This is a genomic window from Paenibacillus solanacearum (assembly GCF_910593845.1).
Classification (GTDB): Bacteria; Bacillota; Bacilli; order Paenibacillales; family NBRC-103111; genus Paenibacillus_G; species Paenibacillus_G solanacearum.
Map to the genome: position 1 here is coordinate 15,168 of NZ_CAJVAS010000034.1, position 16,044 is coordinate 31,211.

16 protein-coding genes are annotated in these 16,044 nt (G+C 47.1%); 13 read left to right on the forward strand and 3 right to left on the reverse strand.

Features of this window, described 5'->3' with window-relative positions; translation table 11 throughout:
• Positions 1–107: 107 nt before the first annotated feature.
• Positions 108–983 carry an AraC family transcriptional regulator gene (locus tag KXG62_RS25440; protein WP_218094842.1) on the reverse strand — a complete coding sequence of 292 codons (876 nt, stop codon included), beginning with the start codon at positions 981–983 and terminating at the stop codon, positions 108–110.
• 464 nt (positions 984–1,447) lie between these two features.
• Here KXG62_RS25440 and KXG62_RS25445 point away from each other — a divergent pair, with 464 nt between their 5' ends.
• The 12 genes from KXG62_RS25445 to KXG62_RS25500 all read left to right on the forward strand — a co-directional run bounded on the left by KXG62_RS25445 (position 1,448) and on the right by KXG62_RS25500 (position 14,073).
• Complete coding sequence (locus tag KXG62_RS25445) at positions 1,448–1,918, forward strand: NUDIX domain-containing protein (protein WP_246627638.1); 471 nt, start codon at positions 1,448–1,450, stop codon at positions 1,916–1,918.
• 65 nt (positions 1,919–1,983) lie between these two features.
• The gene (locus KXG62_RS25450) at positions 1,984–2,898 is read left to right on the forward strand and encodes a phosphotransferase (protein WP_218094886.1); all 915 of its coding nucleotides are present in this window, start codon (positions 1,984–1,986) and stop codon (positions 2,896–2,898) included.
• Between the two features lie 201 nt (positions 2,899–3,099).
• Complete coding sequence (locus KXG62_RS25455; protein WP_218094843.1) at positions 3,100–3,939, forward strand: PHP domain-containing protein; 840 nt, start codon at positions 3,100–3,102, stop codon at positions 3,937–3,939.
• A gap of 175 nt (positions 3,940–4,114) precedes the next feature.
• The gene (locus KXG62_RS25460) at positions 4,115–4,798 is read left to right on the forward strand and encodes a Type 1 glutamine amidotransferase-like domain-containing protein (protein ID WP_218094844.1); all 684 of its coding nucleotides are present in this window, start codon (positions 4,115–4,117) and stop codon (positions 4,796–4,798) included.
• Between the two features lie 223 nt (positions 4,799–5,021).
• On the forward strand, positions 5,022–6,212 hold the full coding sequence (locus KXG62_RS25465) for an NAD(P)/FAD-dependent oxidoreductase (protein WP_218094845.1): 1,191 nt from the start codon (positions 5,022–5,024) through the stop codon (positions 6,210–6,212).
• Between the two features lie 24 nt (positions 6,213–6,236).
• A complete protein-coding gene (sigJ, locus tag KXG62_RS25470; protein WP_218094846.1) occupies positions 6,237–7,115 on the forward strand; it encodes an RNA polymerase sigma factor SigJ in 879 nt (292 codons plus the stop codon).
• A gap of 585 nt (positions 7,116–7,700) precedes the next feature.
• On the forward strand, positions 7,701–8,690 hold the full coding sequence (locus KXG62_RS25475; protein ID WP_218094847.1) for a phosphotransferase enzyme family protein: 990 nt from the start codon (positions 7,701–7,703) through the stop codon (positions 8,688–8,690).
• Positions 8,691–8,829: 139 nt separating this feature from the next.
• Positions 8,830–9,702, forward strand: a complete 873-nt coding sequence (locus KXG62_RS25480) for an NAD-dependent epimerase/dehydratase family protein (RefSeq protein ID WP_218094848.1) — start codon at positions 8,830–8,832, stop codon at positions 9,700–9,702.
• Between the two features lie 566 nt (positions 9,703–10,268).
• Positions 10,269–11,483 (forward strand): formaldehyde dehydrogenase, glutathione-independent, encoded by a 1,215-nt coding sequence (gene fdhA, locus KXG62_RS25485; protein WP_218094849.1) that lies wholly within the window; start codon positions 10,269–10,271, stop codon positions 11,481–11,483.
• A gap of 682 nt (positions 11,484–12,165) precedes the next feature.
• Positions 12,166–12,453: a DUF2185 domain-containing protein gene (locus KXG62_RS34715; protein WP_218094887.1), complete on the forward strand. Its 288-nt coding sequence runs from the start codon at positions 12,166–12,168 to the stop codon at positions 12,451–12,453.
• Positions 12,454–12,613: 160 nt separating this feature from the next.
• Positions 12,614–13,570 (forward strand): sigma-70 family RNA polymerase sigma factor, encoded by a 957-nt coding sequence (locus tag KXG62_RS25495; protein WP_218094850.1) that lies wholly within the window; start codon positions 12,614–12,616, stop codon positions 13,568–13,570.
• Positions 13,571–13,647: 77 nt separating this feature from the next.
• Complete coding sequence (locus KXG62_RS25500) at positions 13,648–14,073, forward strand: SRPBCC family protein (protein WP_218094851.1); 426 nt, start codon at positions 13,648–13,650, stop codon at positions 14,071–14,073.
• A 79-nt stretch (positions 14,074–14,152) separates the two neighbouring features.
• On the opposite strand, the gene KXG62_RS25505 is transcribed toward KXG62_RS25500, so the two are convergent.
• Positions 14,153–14,569, reverse strand: a complete 417-nt coding sequence (locus KXG62_RS25505; protein WP_218094852.1) for a VOC family protein — start codon at positions 14,567–14,569, stop codon at positions 14,153–14,155.
• A gap of 244 nt (positions 14,570–14,813) precedes the next feature.
• Between KXG62_RS25505 and KXG62_RS25510 the strand changes: the two genes are divergently transcribed.
• On the forward strand, positions 14,814–15,032 hold the full coding sequence (locus tag KXG62_RS25510; protein WP_218094853.1) for a hypothetical protein: 219 nt from the start codon (positions 14,814–14,816) through the stop codon (positions 15,030–15,032).
• A 220-nt stretch (positions 15,033–15,252) separates the two neighbouring features.
• On the opposite strand, the gene KXG62_RS25515 is transcribed toward KXG62_RS25510, so the two are convergent.
• Positions 15,253–15,762 carry a hypothetical protein gene (locus KXG62_RS25515; protein ID WP_218094854.1) on the reverse strand — a complete coding sequence of 170 codons (510 nt, stop codon included), beginning with the start codon at positions 15,760–15,762 and terminating at the stop codon, positions 15,253–15,255.
• Between the last annotated feature and the right edge of the window lie 282 nt (positions 15,763–16,044).

A 16,044-nucleotide genomic window follows, 5' to 3' on the forward strand; every position in this document is an offset into this window, starting at 1 on the left:
CTGTTCATGACAAGAACTTTATTCCATTTCCAATAAAGAAGCGGCGTGTTTAGGGGATATTTCCAGGATCTGCGTGAAAGTTAGCTGTAACAAAGCAGGTTGAATGATTAACTCGGATGGACAAAGCGTTTGCGGAATTCCATAGGTGAGAAACCGTTCTTCTCTTTAAATACTTTGTCAAAATAATTGATATTGCAAAATCCGCAAAGCTCGGCAATTTCCGTGACGGACTTTCCCTCATCGAGCAGCAGCCGCTTGGCGCGATTCATTCGAAGTTGGGTCATGTATTGCACGGGTGGCATGCCGAAAACTTTTTTGAACAGGATGGAAAAATAGTTAAGGCTCAAATTGACCTTCTCACAAACCGTATCCATATATACTTTGTCAGCTAAATGTTCCTCCATGTAGTCGATGGCTGGCTTAAGCCGCATGTAATGAGAGGCATAATGCTGGGGAGGGCTGCTGTTCAATTCTTGTTTGTAGAGACGCAGGATGGGGAATATAACTCTATATACGCTGGAGAGTATGCAGTATTCATGCCCCGCTTCCTCCAACGTATATTCCTGATAAGCTTTATCCATCTCGTTATTCAGGTCAGCCCATATGGGATGGGTCTTTGTATACTTGTTCTCCACTTTATCTGATCTCAGGAAGAGAGAGACCAGATGTTTCATTTCCATATTTTCCTGAGAGAACAGCAGCGTTTTGTCAAACACCATGCCTAGAATTACGCAGTTGACCCCGCGGAAGGAGGTAACGGAGTGAACCTGGCAGCTGTTAATGAAATATATTTCATCAGTTTCAGCGCGAAAGCTATGCTGATCGATCTGAAGCCACACCGGTCCTTGTACTATTTTTATTAACTCCAAATGCTCGTGCCAGTGTGAATTGACCAAAATATGCCGATCGCGCTGTATGCTTATTAAGAAAGGAAAGCGCTTGCTTTCAAATGTCTCTACTTTCTTGTTTGCCACGGTAGACATCGAATGGATCCCCTTCCATATACATGAATATAGACTCACCTGCTTATTATACCACGATAGCACTGATCGCACGCCCTGTCACAGTTAGACTCTGCGCTCCTTGGAATGGACTGGTCGGAACGGCAGGATGCATAGGCAGGCAGGATAAGAAACGCGCGGCAGCGCTTGCCGATTGCTTCGAAATGGAAGCGGGGAAGGTAAGCGAAAGGCCAGGATCATTTAAGCCTTGACGCGTTACAACATTATGGTTACTATTACCATAATGTTAGTGAAATGGGGTAATCAAATGTATAACTTGATTATGAAACAACCTCATCATCATGAGAGGCGTTAACACATTCCTAAAGATCAGGGATGGGTTAGCGCTGTTCGCGCTTCCCATCCTGCGACATACAACGCGCAGGACTCAATGGGTCTAGCGCGTTTTTTTGTTTCAGCACATAAGAAAATGGAGGGCTAAAGAAATGGCAATCATGACAGATGAAAAGGGAAATATCTTCTTAGAATTCATAAGAACCGAAGAGGAACAGTTAGATCTAGCTTCACTCGATGCCCCGCTAACACATGCCTTGATTGTGGTAAAGTGTCAGTATGCTTTTCTTTTTATGTATAACAAATGGAGAAACAGTTGGGAATTGCCTGGTGGTGTTATTGAGATTGGGGAAACTTCTAGGCAATGTGTTATTAGGGAATTGTTTGAAGAAACCAATCAAAAAATTGGTATTGTTGAATTCAAGGGCTTAATGAAAGTTAGACTTCAACCAAGTTATCATGGACCTGAGAGGACTGAGTATGGCGCTTTGTTTTCGGGAGAACTCGATGAACTAGATGCTTTTATTGAAAACGACGAGGCGAAAACAATTACTTTATGGGATGGAAGATCAGACATTGGAGAGATTTCAGGAATTGATAAAAAACTAATAGAATTTGTTTGAACGGAACGAATGATGTTTCATTGTGCTTTTGATAGTAAATATGTGATGGAGGCGATATGAGGGAAATGGGCGGTTCGAATCAATGGGATGCAGAATGGGAAGTATCCAAAGACTTGGCTTATAAATTAATAAGCAGTCAATTTCCTCAGTTAGCTTCAAAAAGCGTTGAAAAACTGGGACATGGCTGGGATAACACTGTTTTTCTTGTCGGGGGTGAATATGTATTTCGCTTTCCAAGAAGGAAAGTTGCACTCAGTTCTTTAAGGATGGAAGGAAAGATACTGCCTAAGCTTAAAGATTACATTTCCATAGCCTATTCTTTACCCATGTTTTTTGGGGAAGGGGACGATGATTATCCTATGCCCTTCCTTGGCTACCCCTATTTATCCGGGGAGTTTCCAGTCGGATTAACTGACAAGCAGCGTGCGTTTTCAGCAACAACGCTGGCACAATTTTTAAAACGTTTGCATGCATTTCCTGTGAAAGCAGCTCAAGAAATTGGAGTTCAACATGACCATAGAAATCTGACTGATATAGCGATGCGCAAGGAAAAGATGCATAAATTCATTTCCGACCTTGCCCCTCATTTTAGTAAAGAAGAGTATCATGCCATAACGAATTATTTGGAACAGCTCAGAACTGAAAGAGTGAAACAAAAGCACGTATTCCTTCACGGTGACCTTCATTTTAAAAATATACTGGTAGATAAGAATGGAAAAGTTTCAGGGGTTATTGACTGGGGAGATGTTAATATAGGACATCCTGGTTGTGACTTGAATGTTGTGTATAGCTTTTTACCCCCGGATGCGCGTTCTGACTTTTTCAATGTATATGGGGATGTAGATGAAGAAACGAAGATATTAGCTCGATTGATAGCCATGTATATTCCAACCGGGATAATGATGCAGGCTATTGATGATAACGATGAAAGGTTGATCAATGAAGCAAAAACGAACATAATACGTGCTCTCGCTGATTAATTTATCATGCTTTTCGCTGAAGGCATGAACATTGTATCCACGCTGTGGGACTGGCGGCTTTTCGGTCTGCCCTAGGCAGGTTTAATTGGGGTTCTAATGCTGTTCTTAATGACCCGGATGGGAATCGGATTGAGTTAGGATTATTACCCTCAATGGCGAATGTTGATTTATATATAAATTTGTTACGGAGCTGATATTAAAATGAATCATAAAATTGCAGACTTACATATTCACTCTTTATTTTCCGATGGAACATTGTCTCCCAAAGAAATTATAGCTATTGCAGTAGAGAAAGGGTTAGGATTAATAGCGATTACTGACCACAATGTGCTAGAAGGTTCAAGAGAAATACAAAAGCTAAATGATAAAAAAGAACTATTGTTAATATCTGGTGTAGAACTGGACGCATTAGATAGGGGAAAAAATCTGCATATATTAGGTTATGGAGTGGATTTAACTAATGAAAGGTTCAGAGAATTTACTGAAAATAACAGATTGCTTTTTGAGTCTTTAGATGAGCGACTCATAGCAAGGATGCAAAGGGATTACAATAACATATCTCTAGAGGAATACTTAAATTATAATTATGACAGAACAAACGGTGGTTGGAAGGCTTTGCATTATTTTGTGGAAAAGGGGATTACCAGCAGCTTGACAGCCGGTTTTGCATTCTATTCAAAGTACGAACTATCATTTGACTGTATTGAATTCCCCTCTGTAAGCATGGTATGTAATAGTATTCACAGTGCAGGTGGGAAGGCAATTCTTGCTCATCCAGGAAGAGTTATACATGTTACTGAAAGGAACGATTTTAAGAGAGAAATAACTAGATTAATTGATTTAGGGATTGATGGCATTGAATGTTATTATCCAACGCATTCTCAAGAAGTCACAGAAGATTGCCTGTCCATTTGCAAAGAACTCGGTTTGTTAATTACAGCAGGCTCTGATTGCCATGGTAATTTTGGAAAAACCGAAATTGGAGAGATGGAAATTCCGATTTCCTGGTTAAATCTTGGAGATATTTTAAGTCACAATTAAGTAAGAACAGAGAATGTTTGATAGGAATAATGTCCGAAGTAATTAAAAGAGCGACACAAAGTCTGGTCAGTTTGGGTTTTATTCCAGCTTAAGCTGTCCCATTAGACGTCCACCGCTCGTTTGAAAAATCTAATGGAATAAACCCCAGACGCACTCAAAGAAAAGGAGTGAAGTTATGAAACTTCTGCTTACATCTGGCGGCATCAATAACAAAAGTATAAACGACGCGCTGGTTGGCATGCTGGGCAAGCCGATCGCCGACTCCAACGCCCTGTGCATCCCCACCGCGATGTACGGACACCCCTGGGTCGGACCCGGCGTCAAAGCCTGGGAATTCATCAGCGGGAAAGAAGCGAATCCCATGGTCGCCCTGGGTTGGAAGTCCGTCGGTGTGCTGGAGCTCACAGCACTGCCAAGCATCGGCGAAGACCGCTGGATGCCGCTGGTCCGGGAGACGGACGTCCTGCTGGTGGCGGGCGGCGACGCCCTCTACTTGTGCTACTGGATGCGGCAATCCGGGCTGGCAGATCTCTTGCCGTCACTGCAGGCAGTCTATGTGGGAATGAGCGCCGGGAGTATGGTGATGGCACCTAGCATCGGGGAATTCTTCGTTGGCTGGACTCCACCCAACGGCGGCGATGAAGCACTGGGACTGGTTGATTTTGCAATGTTTCCGCATCTGGATCACGAGATGCTGCCGCATAACACAATGGCTGCTGCAGAGAGATGGGCGGCCGGGATGCAGAAGCCGGCGTATGCGATTGATGATCAGACCGCCATCAAAGTGATCGACGGAGCAGTCGAAGTTGTTTCCGAAGGGCATTGGAAACTTTTTTTCGCCCTGATAGTACTCCGCTGAAAACTTAGACTCTAATTAGTAACGGTTGCATGGAAAACGCATTAATGGGGTCTCCGCGGGATCGATCTGGCGGCTTCGTTACGAAAGTGCAGTTTTACTCAACAGACTGGCACGAAACAATGGACTTTTTAAACAGCTCATGTATTTTTTTGTTCGTTTCTAATGTCACAGATCGGAGCTTTACATCGTTCTATGTGCAAAACGCAAAAGGAGCTGAGGAACGATGAACGACTTGACATGTGTTATCATAGGAGGCGGCTATGCAGGGCTGCAAGCGCTCAAAGCGATAAAGGAAAAGACCAACGGCATAGCGAATGGTCGGAGGATTCGGTTTGTTCTGATCGACATGCAGCCCGGTCATTTGCGCAAATTAAGAATGTTCCGCCCTACGGCGACCGAGGAAGAAATTATGATTCCCTGGAATCAGTTAACTCTTAAAGATTTCGAATTCGTACAAGGTACGGTTACGTCCGTGGATGGAGAGGAAAAGCGGGTTCGATATATAGGTCCGCAAGGCAACGATGCCCGAATTCGTTATGACCTTCTAGTCGTGACGGTGGGCAGCATAGTTAGGCGACCGGATCCCGATCAAGGCGGTGTCGCTTTGACCGACCCGCAAGCCGCGGCAGACATCCGGGAGTGCTGGCGTGCCAACCTTCGGAAGGCTGCCCGCGCGACGAATCCTGAGGAACGCAAGAAATTGATGACCATCGCGGTTGCGGGAGCAGGCATCAGCGGCATTGAGACGTCCGCCGAGCTGGCGCTCACGATGAGGAAGGAAGCAACGGCGTTAGGGCTGAACCCGTCCGATGTCTCCGTCTATTTGCTGAATGCACAGGAACGACTGCTCCCGGAAGTGTCGGAGAAATTTAGACGGAAGTTGGATCGGCAACTCACCGAATGTGGAGTAACAGTGCTTCACAATCGTAAGGCGCTTCGGGAGGAAGCAGGGTCGTTGTCACTCAGTGGCGGCGATTGTCTGGCGGTTGGCCTATGTATTTGGACTTTGGGCTTGATACCCAATCCAGGACTTAAGGGCATGGATCTACCTCTTACTCCCGAGGGGAAGGTACTGGTGGATGAATGCTATCGCGTCAAAGGGATGCCGAACGTTTACAGCATTGGCGACTGTTCGGGAATCGTCGATCCGAGAGACGGCAGAGCAACTCAAATGACGTGTTTTGAAGCGGGAGAGCAGGGGCTTCGGCTGGGTAAAATCGTAATGGCGGATTTAGAGGGCCGTCCGGCTCCGAGTCATCATTCCGCCAAATCGAATATGGATGCGTTCACCATCGCACTGGGGCAAAATGGAGTGTTCTGGATACGCACATGGGGACTCGACATGGTCATGACAGGAAAGCTTCCGGGGAGAATCAAAAAGCTGGTAGAGGATACTGCCAGTATGCTTAGATAGAAATGAAAGGAGGGACGACAGCGATTGGAAGAACTGTACGGTCAATATAAATCGTTGCTGTTCACGCTGGCATATCAGATGACAGGCTCCGCAGCAGACGCGGAAGATGTGGTGCAGGACGTGTTTGTTAAGGCGTGCGACGCACATCCCGAACGTTTAGAGGAGCCTAAGGCGTATTTATGCAAAATGGTAACCAATCGCTGCCTCGATCTGCAGAAGTCGGCGCGGAAGAGGAGGGAGATGTACGTCGGTCCGTGGCTTCCCGAACCTATTCGGACGCCGGAGGAGAATACGCTCGAGACGACGGTCGTCCGCCGCGATCTGCTGTCTTACGCCATGCTCGTTTTGCTCGAGAGACTGACACCGACAGAGCGATTGGTTTTCGTCCTGCGTGAGGCGCTAGGCTTCGATTATCCCGAAATAGCCGAACTGCTCGGTAAGCAAGAGGCGAATTGCCGAAAACTAATGAGCCGGGCAAGAAGCAAGGTGGGAATATCCGAGGGGGAGCCGGTCGCTGCCGAAGCGGCCGAATTGGAATGGGTTAGCCAGTTCCTCACATCCTTCGAGCAAGGTAACGTCGATCAGATCCTATCCCTGCTGACCGAAGATGTCATGCTCGTCTCTGACGGAGGTGGAAAAGTACTTGCCTTTACGCGTCCGATACAAACGCGCGATCAAGTGGCCCGAATTCTTGCCGGCGCGTTTGAGGGCATAAAACCTTATTATCAGGGAAGTCTTTACTCCGAGTTTGCCCCTCTGAACGGCGAGACTTGTATAGTACTCCGCTCAGGGGACGAAACTGTGGCAGCTATATTTTTACAACGCCGACACGGAAAGGTTGCTGGAATTTACATCGTAAGAAACCCGGATAAGCTTACCCGGGTAGATGGTCAACTGTCGTAGGGGCAGCCTTTCATATGCAAACTCGGGTTCTATCCTATTGCCGTATCTAGGTTTAGCTGCTATTCTTTTGTCCCAACGAGTAACATTTCAGAGAGCGCGGGGTGAATCTGATGCATGAAAGACTTCGGAAAATGGTTTACACTTCAGGCTAAGTAGTCATTGGGATTTTGGCTCCCATTTATATTTATATACTCTGGTAAGCGCATTTTTTTAATATTACGGGCGCCCTTCAAGAACATCATTAGATTTCGTAGGCCTTGTCGTCTACGGTATCCTCGCTGAAGGGGGATCGCAGTGATATTTACCTTATAGAAGTATATGACCAGATTGAGCGTGGCGATGGAACCTATCCATCGCTAGTTTTGTTATCGTGGGAATTTCTCAACTAACGAAAACGATAGTGGGAAGCTTGCCGCACGCAAGCTCTACTTCGTTCGTTATACGAACGGGCAGGATAGGAGTTCAACAAGAAGTAAACTACCAAACAGCAGTATATTCAAAAGAATATTGGAGACTCTTTCCTTACAAATTTGTTTTATAATTTGTTATATCTCGTTAAGTTTTTTGGGGGGGAGAGTGAACAAGGTGAATCACGAATGGATAGCCCGAAAAGTGCTCGAGAGTTATTCGTTCACAGATCCAGTTCTTGAGTTCATGAGGCACAACGAAAATATGACATACAAAATTACTGACCGTGGCAATAGTTGCACCTTCTTACTGCGGATCCATAAGCCCGTTACAGAAGGGTTTTTCGGCATTCAGCATACGCTAGAGGGGCTGAAATCCGAGACGGCACTTCTGCTGGAGTTGGGTCGCAATCGAGTGTTGGGGGTACAAATGCCTGTTGCGAATAGATTCGGGGAGTATGTATCTGTATGTCGTCTGGAGGACATGGGTGCAGCAGCTTTTTATGCAACGCTGCTGGAGTGGATTGATGGTGATACTTTTAGACATGAAGAAAAGAATTTGGATGAAATTGTGTATGCAATTGGAGTCAATCTTGCGCGATTTCATCGCTTCACTCGAGCGAGTGAGGTCTTAAAGGATTTGCATAGACCCGTATACGGCACAGAAAAAATCGATAATACGCTTGAGAAGCTGAGGTATGGCGTAGAAGTAGACTTATACAGTCTGGAACATTACGGGATCATGACCGAAGTGCTTGCTCAGGTGAAGGGATTCATGAGAGAACTGGACTCGCAGGAAGGAGCATGGGGGTTGATCCATGCAGATATTCAGCGTGGTAATATCGTCATCACTGAAAGCAGTGAGCCTTGTTTTATCGATTTTTGTCTATCCGGCTATGGTTACTATTTATTCGATATTGGAAGCGCATCTACGAAAATTGAAAGCAAACAGCGAGACATATTTCTGAAGGGCTACACGTCACAAGCCCCATTTTCCAAGGAAAGTTTAAGATACGTTGAAGGACTGATTCTGATGGATATATGCCTGTGCTATGCGTTTTTTATCCGTGATTCGGACAGAAATAGTTGGATTAAAGACCACGTAGTCAGAAAAATAGAATTGTGGAGTCAGTGGCTGACGGGGAAAGAAATTTACTATTTATTATAGGAGACGGACAGAAACGAGCAGAACGAGATCGAATACGTACGTAATACTTCCAAATCTTTGAACTTAAATATAAAATATATTTGAAAATAGGACGGCCCGCGTTTTCAATCTGGATAAAGTGTAAAGGAGCTAACAAAACATGAAGGTTCTTGTTACAGGGGCCTCCGGCAATGGTGGTCAGGCTGTTTGCCGTGAGTTGATGAATGCGGGGTATACCGTACGCATGGCGGATGTTGTCCCAACACATTCAGATGATCTACAATCATTAGAGTTCGTACGTTGTGATACTCGGACACCATCCGACGTCAGGCGCGCTGTGGCGGGAGTGGATGCTGTTATCCACCTTGCTGCCTGGCATTGCGCTCACAACCCTCCAGTTAGTGACGAAACGATATTTTCGGTCAATGTGGACGGGACGTTTCACGTTTTGGAGGCCTGCCGGCAGGAAGGGATTAAATCGATTGTGTATGCGTCATCTATGGCTTACGGATGGTGGTCCGTGTACGGGGTTTCCAAAGTAATCGGAGAAGACCTTTGTAAAGCCTATCATGAAATGACGGGAGCTTCCATCGTTATGCTGCGTTATCATGAGTTTATTCCAAGACCTTATTTGGAGTTTGGGGCGCGGTTATTGAGAAACGGCGTAGACAGGCGAGATGTCGCGGCAGCCACATTAGCATCCGTAAAAGCAGTATTAGGGCGAAACGTAGGACTTTTCCGAACTATTGTTCACACCGATCATGGAATGCCGCAAGACGTAGTGGAAAATTTCCGAAACCTTGGAATTGGCTGGTGCGAGGAAAAGTTACCGGGAGCACGCCGCCTTATTGAAAAATATGAAATTTCGCTACCCGAAAAGGTGGAGCAGCACGACCTTGAAGAAGCGGAACACGTTCTTGGCTGGAAACCTACTGTTGGATTCCTTGACTTCCTCTGCGACTTAAAAGCACGAGATGAGAAAGGACTCGATGTAACTAATTTATGGGTCCCTTCAGAACTTCCGTTAATATAATTGTCTAATGACACAAAAGTGCCCTATATTAACTAATTCGAAAAAGCTTGAGTAATCAAGCGGACTCATTAGCCGGGAAGACTGACTGCACATGGTACAGGCGATCAGGCGAACGGCGACGACGTCTGCAGTATATCGTGGTGCTGGCGGCGGGGTGCATAATTCAAATTGTTGTGATAGCGCTTACCTGTTAAAATTATATATAAGGAATATATGGAAACGTTATTTTGGAAGAATGGTGGTTCTGTGGGAAGCACCACGCTTAGCGGCATCCCACATAGGATCACCGGTATGGAACCGCAACCCGGTCAGGAGAACGGGGTGAGAGGAAGCATGAGGCCGAAGGCGGGCTAAAGATGTATAAACGTAACGGAGGAAAGTTGCCTCCTACTTAAAAGAGTGCGGGATTGAATTATGTGGGGTCACGGTAAAGGTACCGGTTCAGTTGAAAAGAATGTAAGGAGGTGAGGCCCGAACAGTTTCGATTTATGTCCGTACGGTTCTATACAGCATGATCTGCTCTCATGGAAAAATACTCTATTGTCAGTGAATAGGAGGATAAACTCATGGCAGGAAATAGAGCGGTAGTTTATACTGGACCAGGCAAAGTGGAAGTATCCGATATTGATTTTCCGGGTTTGGTTTTGAGGGATGGTCCGGGTGTAAATCCGAGAAATGTCGGCAGAAAATGCGAGCACGGCGTCATTCTTAAAGTCGTTTCTACGAACATTTGCGGAAGCGACCAGCATATGGTAAGAGGAAGGACAACTGCGCCGAGCGGATTAGTGTTAGGACATGAAATTACCGGTGAGGTTATCGAAGTGGGCAGGGATGTGGAATTTATAAAGAAAGGCGACCTCGTATCCGTCCCTTTCAACATTGCTTGCGGAAGATGCCGGAGCTGTAAAGAACGGAATACGAATGTTTGCCTCAATGTGAACCCGGACCGGCCGGGATCGGCATACGGTTATGTCGACATGGGCGGCTGGGTCGGCGGACAATCGGAATATGTGATGGTGCCATACGCCGATTTCCAGCTGTTAAAGTTCCCGGACAAAGAGCAGGCAATGGAGAAAATAAGAGATCTTACGATGCTGTCCGATATTTTCCCGACCGGATACCATGGAGCTGTAAGTGCAGGTGTCCGCCCGGGATCTACCGTTTATGTAGCGGGGGCCGGCCCAGTCGGTTTGGCGGCCGCTCATTCCGCCCAATTGCTTGGAGCGGCGGTAGTCATTGTCGGGGACTTGAACGGCGAGCGGCTTGCGCAGGCAAGAAGCTTCGGCTGCGAGACCGTTAACCTTAGCGATCATGCGAACCTCGGAGAGCAGATCGAGCAAATACTCGGCGTGCCCGAAGTGGACAGTGCCATTGACTGCGTTGGATTCGAAGCGCACGGCCATGGGCACGGACATACGGAAGCACCTGCGACCGTACTGAACTCCATTATGGAAGTAACCCGAGCCGGCGGACGACTCGGCATTCCCGGACTTTATGTAACGGGTGATCCCGGAGCGATTGATAACGATGCGAAAGTGGGTACGCTTAAAATCCGTTTCGGCCTCGGTTGGGCCAAGTCTCATACGTTCGTAACGGGACAAACGCCTGTCATGCAATACCACCGGGAGCTTATGATGTCGATTCTGAGCGGAAAAGCCCAAATCGCAAAAGCGGTGAACGCCACCGTGATTTCCCTGGATGATGCGCCAAGAGCTTACCAAGAGTTTGATAAAGGGGCGGCGAGGAAATTCGTCATCGACCCTCACGGACTGATCAAATAAGTTATTCATATCCATCAAAAAAGCTGCTCCCGCCGTAGAAAGAGATACGGCATGGGCAGCTTTTAGTTTATGCCGTTCTCCGGCTAAATGCCGCCAAAACTTGGCGATCTGCAGCGGCAGCTTGCTGATTGCTCCGGAAGCAGCATAGTAATCTATTGGGCAGGGATCAGCAACACAAAGGGTCTTCCGAGGATCGGACCGTTTTTCGGAGTCGAGATGGGCAATGGAATCACCTTATTGTTTGACAGTATGCGGAGAGATAGACCGCATCCGAGCAACAACGCTATATTTTACTTTTCCTAAGGAATAATTAAAATGTTAACATAACAATAATTATGTTAACATTTTAATCCAAACCGAGTTAGGCAATAATTACGAAGTATGGATTTGTTCACGCCACTAAGTGTATCTATGAGAAATTTTGAAAAGCCTCAAACAAACAACAAATTACGAAGTTACGTCGATCTTGTCATTCGACAAAGAGTATTGCTGTATATTTATTTTCATCAAGCAAACGATGTGTCAAATTTGGATGAAAAATCAATGAATTGGTTAAAAGAGCTTCAACGAGTAGCCGCTTCTGATGACCCTATGCTGCCGATTGATTTTCGCATATTACTAACGTAGTGGCTGACTCAACACAGCCGGCATATGAAAAGGGTTCGATTGCCAAGAGGGCTGCATTGCAACGGACCGAATAACGGTTGATGGCTGTAAGGTCGAGTTCATGTATAGGGAAGAGCCTTATCAAAATGGGCGGCCCGATAGTGGATGGCAGTTTATGGCTGGGGATGAAGATCAGGAATACATGGATAACCCTAATAATCACAACGTTTACCAGGTAAATACGATATGTAACTACGATCCCGAAACAATCCCATTCTTGGATTCACCCCCAGGTACTGCCTACTTTCGAGGGACAGATGCGAAGTTTGAACTTGATGAGGAGTGGGAGAATCCAGAAGACTGAAGAACGAAGAAATCTGATCGCCCACATATGGCCGTCCAAGTCCTCGAAGGCCCATGATAAATGAACCTATAATCCTGCTTATTTATTGTATTGAGGCTGTCCGCTTCATTGCATATAATGAAGGTACCACCCTTCGGGGAGATCGTTAAGGGAGACCGAGATGAACGAAACCGCATTTGACGAACCATTATTTTCAAGCTTGAAGCCGGGCTTAACCTCGTTCTGTTACCGAATGCTAGGCTCCATGGACGATGCGGATGATGCCGTTCAGGAGACGAGTATTCGTGTCTGGCAGAGCTGGAGCACATTCAGACAGGATTCCTCGTTCAAAACTTGGGTCTATCGGATTGCCTCCAACCTGTGCTTGGACAAGCTGAGACAATCCAAACGCCGCGCACTTCCCGTTGACCTGTTCGATCCGGCCGTCGCCATCGTCGAACCGCGCGACACGCTGCCGGATTCTGCCTGGATCTGGCCGTCTCCCGACTTTGGGGGCAATCCGGAGGATCGGCTCGTCCGCAGAGATACCCTTCAACTGTGCTTCATCGCTCTCCTGCAGACCTTGCCTCCGCGGCAGCGCGCGGTACTCATTTTGAAGGATGTATTTGAATGGTCCTCCAAGCAGATCGCGGAAACGTTGGCGATGTCGCCGGCAGCGGTGAACAGCGCCTTGCAAAGAGCCCGAGAGACGATGGACCGGGCGCAGCTTCGCTCGGATGAGCTCAGCAGCATGGACGTTCAACCGGAGCAGCAGCTGCTGTCCCGGTATGTGGAGGCCTTCGAGCAATTCGATATTGCTGCGCTCGTCGCGTTGTTCCACGAGGAAGGCTGCATGTCGATGCCGCCCTTCGAGATGTGGATCCGCGGCAAGGAAGCTTTGTCCGCCTTCTATTCGCTTACTCGCTGGCATTGCGAAGGTTCGCGATTTGTGCCCATTACGGTGAATGGCGGTTATCCGGCGTTGGCCCAGTATATGCCGGGCAAAGAGGGATCTGGCCTGGTACCCTGGGGCATCCACGTCATCGAGACCAAAGAAAATCAAATCCTGCACGTTCAAAACTTCATTCATACGCCATTATTTTCGCGATTTGGGCTGCCTGAGCGAATTGACCGATGAATTTCGTCATTGGCTTACGTCTATATTATTGAGAATAACCAAACCGACGAATATCATGAGAGAGGTGTCTATTTAAATTGGAAACGAGTCAACCGACGAAAGTAACCGTGCAAACCGTCATTCAAGCCCCTGTCGAGAAGGTATGGCGCTGTTGGACCGAGCCGGATCACATCACGAAGTGGAATCAAGCGTCCGAGGATTGGCATGCGCCGAGAGCCGAAAACGATCTGCGGGTCGGCGGCCAGTTTCTGACACGGATGGAAGCGAAGGATGGCAGCATGGGTTTTGATTTTGGCGGCGTCTACGATGTCGTCAATCGGCATGAAGCGATCGGCTACACCATGGAGGACGGAAGAAGAGTGGATATTGCTTTCGTCGATCAAGGGAATGAGACGAAGGTCATTGAAACGTTCGACGCGGAAAGCTCCAATCCCGTCGAGTTCCAGCAAGCAGGCTGGCAAGCGATCATAGACAATTTCAAAGCCTATACCGAACAAAACTAATCATCGCGAAGAAGACGCCGGGGAAGATGCCCGGCGTCTTTCTTTTTGAACCCTCGTACGAGCGTGCTCTCCGTTAGACTTAACCTTGTGCCGCATCTATGTTCATGTAGTTAATGGCCCACAGATGGCCGTCCAAGTCCACGAAGCCCCAATGATACATGAACCCATGATCTTCAGGTTCAGCGTGTAATTTCCCGCCCAAGGAGACCGCGGTATTCACGATTTCATCGACCTTTTCCCGGCTCTCGAAGGCCAATGCGATCGTCATCTGCGCATACTTGCTCGTATCGACGGATTCCTTCTCCGTGAGCGTATTAAAGAATGCTTGACTGATCAGCATGACCTGCAGGTTGTCGCCGATCACGATGGCCACCGAATTCTCGTTATCGGGGAATTGCGGATTGAGCTCGAATCCGAGTCCGGTGAAGAACGCTTTCGATTGTTCTACGTTTTTTACAGGCAGATTGAAACTCGTGAATGCGGACCTTAATGTCATTTTCAAAACACCTCTTCGTCAAATTAGTTTGTGTTCATTTATGCCTTCGTTTATATAGACGACAGCCGATCCGAGAATTCATCGGTCTCATGAATTCGGAAACGTAAATTTTGAAAAATAACTTGGTATTGAGTTCGGAGGAATGCGTCTGAATATATGACAATTAAAGGATGGGTATCGAATGACGGAATGAGGGAACGGTAAGGAAATTATCGCGGATCAATCGGATCCCACGCTTAAGTATTTGGATTCCGAGGAGGTCGGCTACGACGGCATCGAGTTGATGTATCAGAAGGAGATGCGGGGGCTTAACGGTTATAAATCCTATCAAATCGACGGCATGAGCCGGATCGACGGCGATATGAAGCTGACCAAGCCGGTCAAGGGGCAGAATCTGTATCTAACGATGAATCGCAAGGTACAGCTCCCCGCGCAGCAAGCCCAACGCGGCAAAGTTGGCTGACTCGGGATAAAACCAAGCCATGAGAAAAATCTTCAGAGAGTACTGGCGACCAAAATATAATTAATAGACTATATTGCCAATAAACATCGTATAGACGTCTGATCTGCAAACCCGTTTTTATGAGAGAGTAACCACCAGAAGTGCTGAGACTTGCATAAAAAGGGGGTACCGCTACCGGTACGCCCCTGTTTGTCTCTATTCGCATTGGGATGAAACCGATTTAATCCCAATATTTCACGGAACCGGATCCGCTGAATCTTTCGTACACATAAAATTCTGCCTTCTTGTTGTCGCCGTCGACATAGTTGCTGATTCCCCGATAGATCAGCGTATCACCAGGGTACAGGAAATACTCATAACCGGTCACGATTTCATCCGCATTGCTGCCCGGATCGTATTCCCGCAGCTGATACCAGGCGCCGCCACTTGGACCGCTAACAACCTGGAATTTAAAGTCGCCGCCGCCAGAGTGAACATAATTGGTCGGGTTTTGCGAAGAAACTGTCGAGCGCTGACCGAGGTAATCCCACTCGCCGGCTCCCATCGTGGTTACGCCGTTAGCGCGAATAATCGTGACGTTGGGGGCGGTGCCAGCCGTTTTATCCACTGCTCTGGATTCCACTGCGGGTCCGTCGGCGAACGCCGTGGAAACAGGAACTGCCACTGCAAGTGTCAGGACGGCTAGCATCGTGCGCAACCATTTAGCCTTTGATTTGTTTTGATGGTTCACATCTATCATCCTCCCAGTTTGTTTTTTGAAGCCAGAGATAGAGTAGCATATTGCATTTGTCGAAGTAACCAAAAACGTGTAACAATTTGTAGTTCCCAGAAAAAACCAACCACAGGCCTATGTCCGTGAATGCTAAGCGTGGGATCACCAGAATGTGGTACTCCCTCTAACTCATGTAAAATAATGTCGAATCATAAAAACCCGTCGCTGCAGCTGCTCATAGCGCTGACGAAGAGCTTGCCGTCTGTACAAAAAGGGCCAGCGTCTATAAAAAGTGACGGT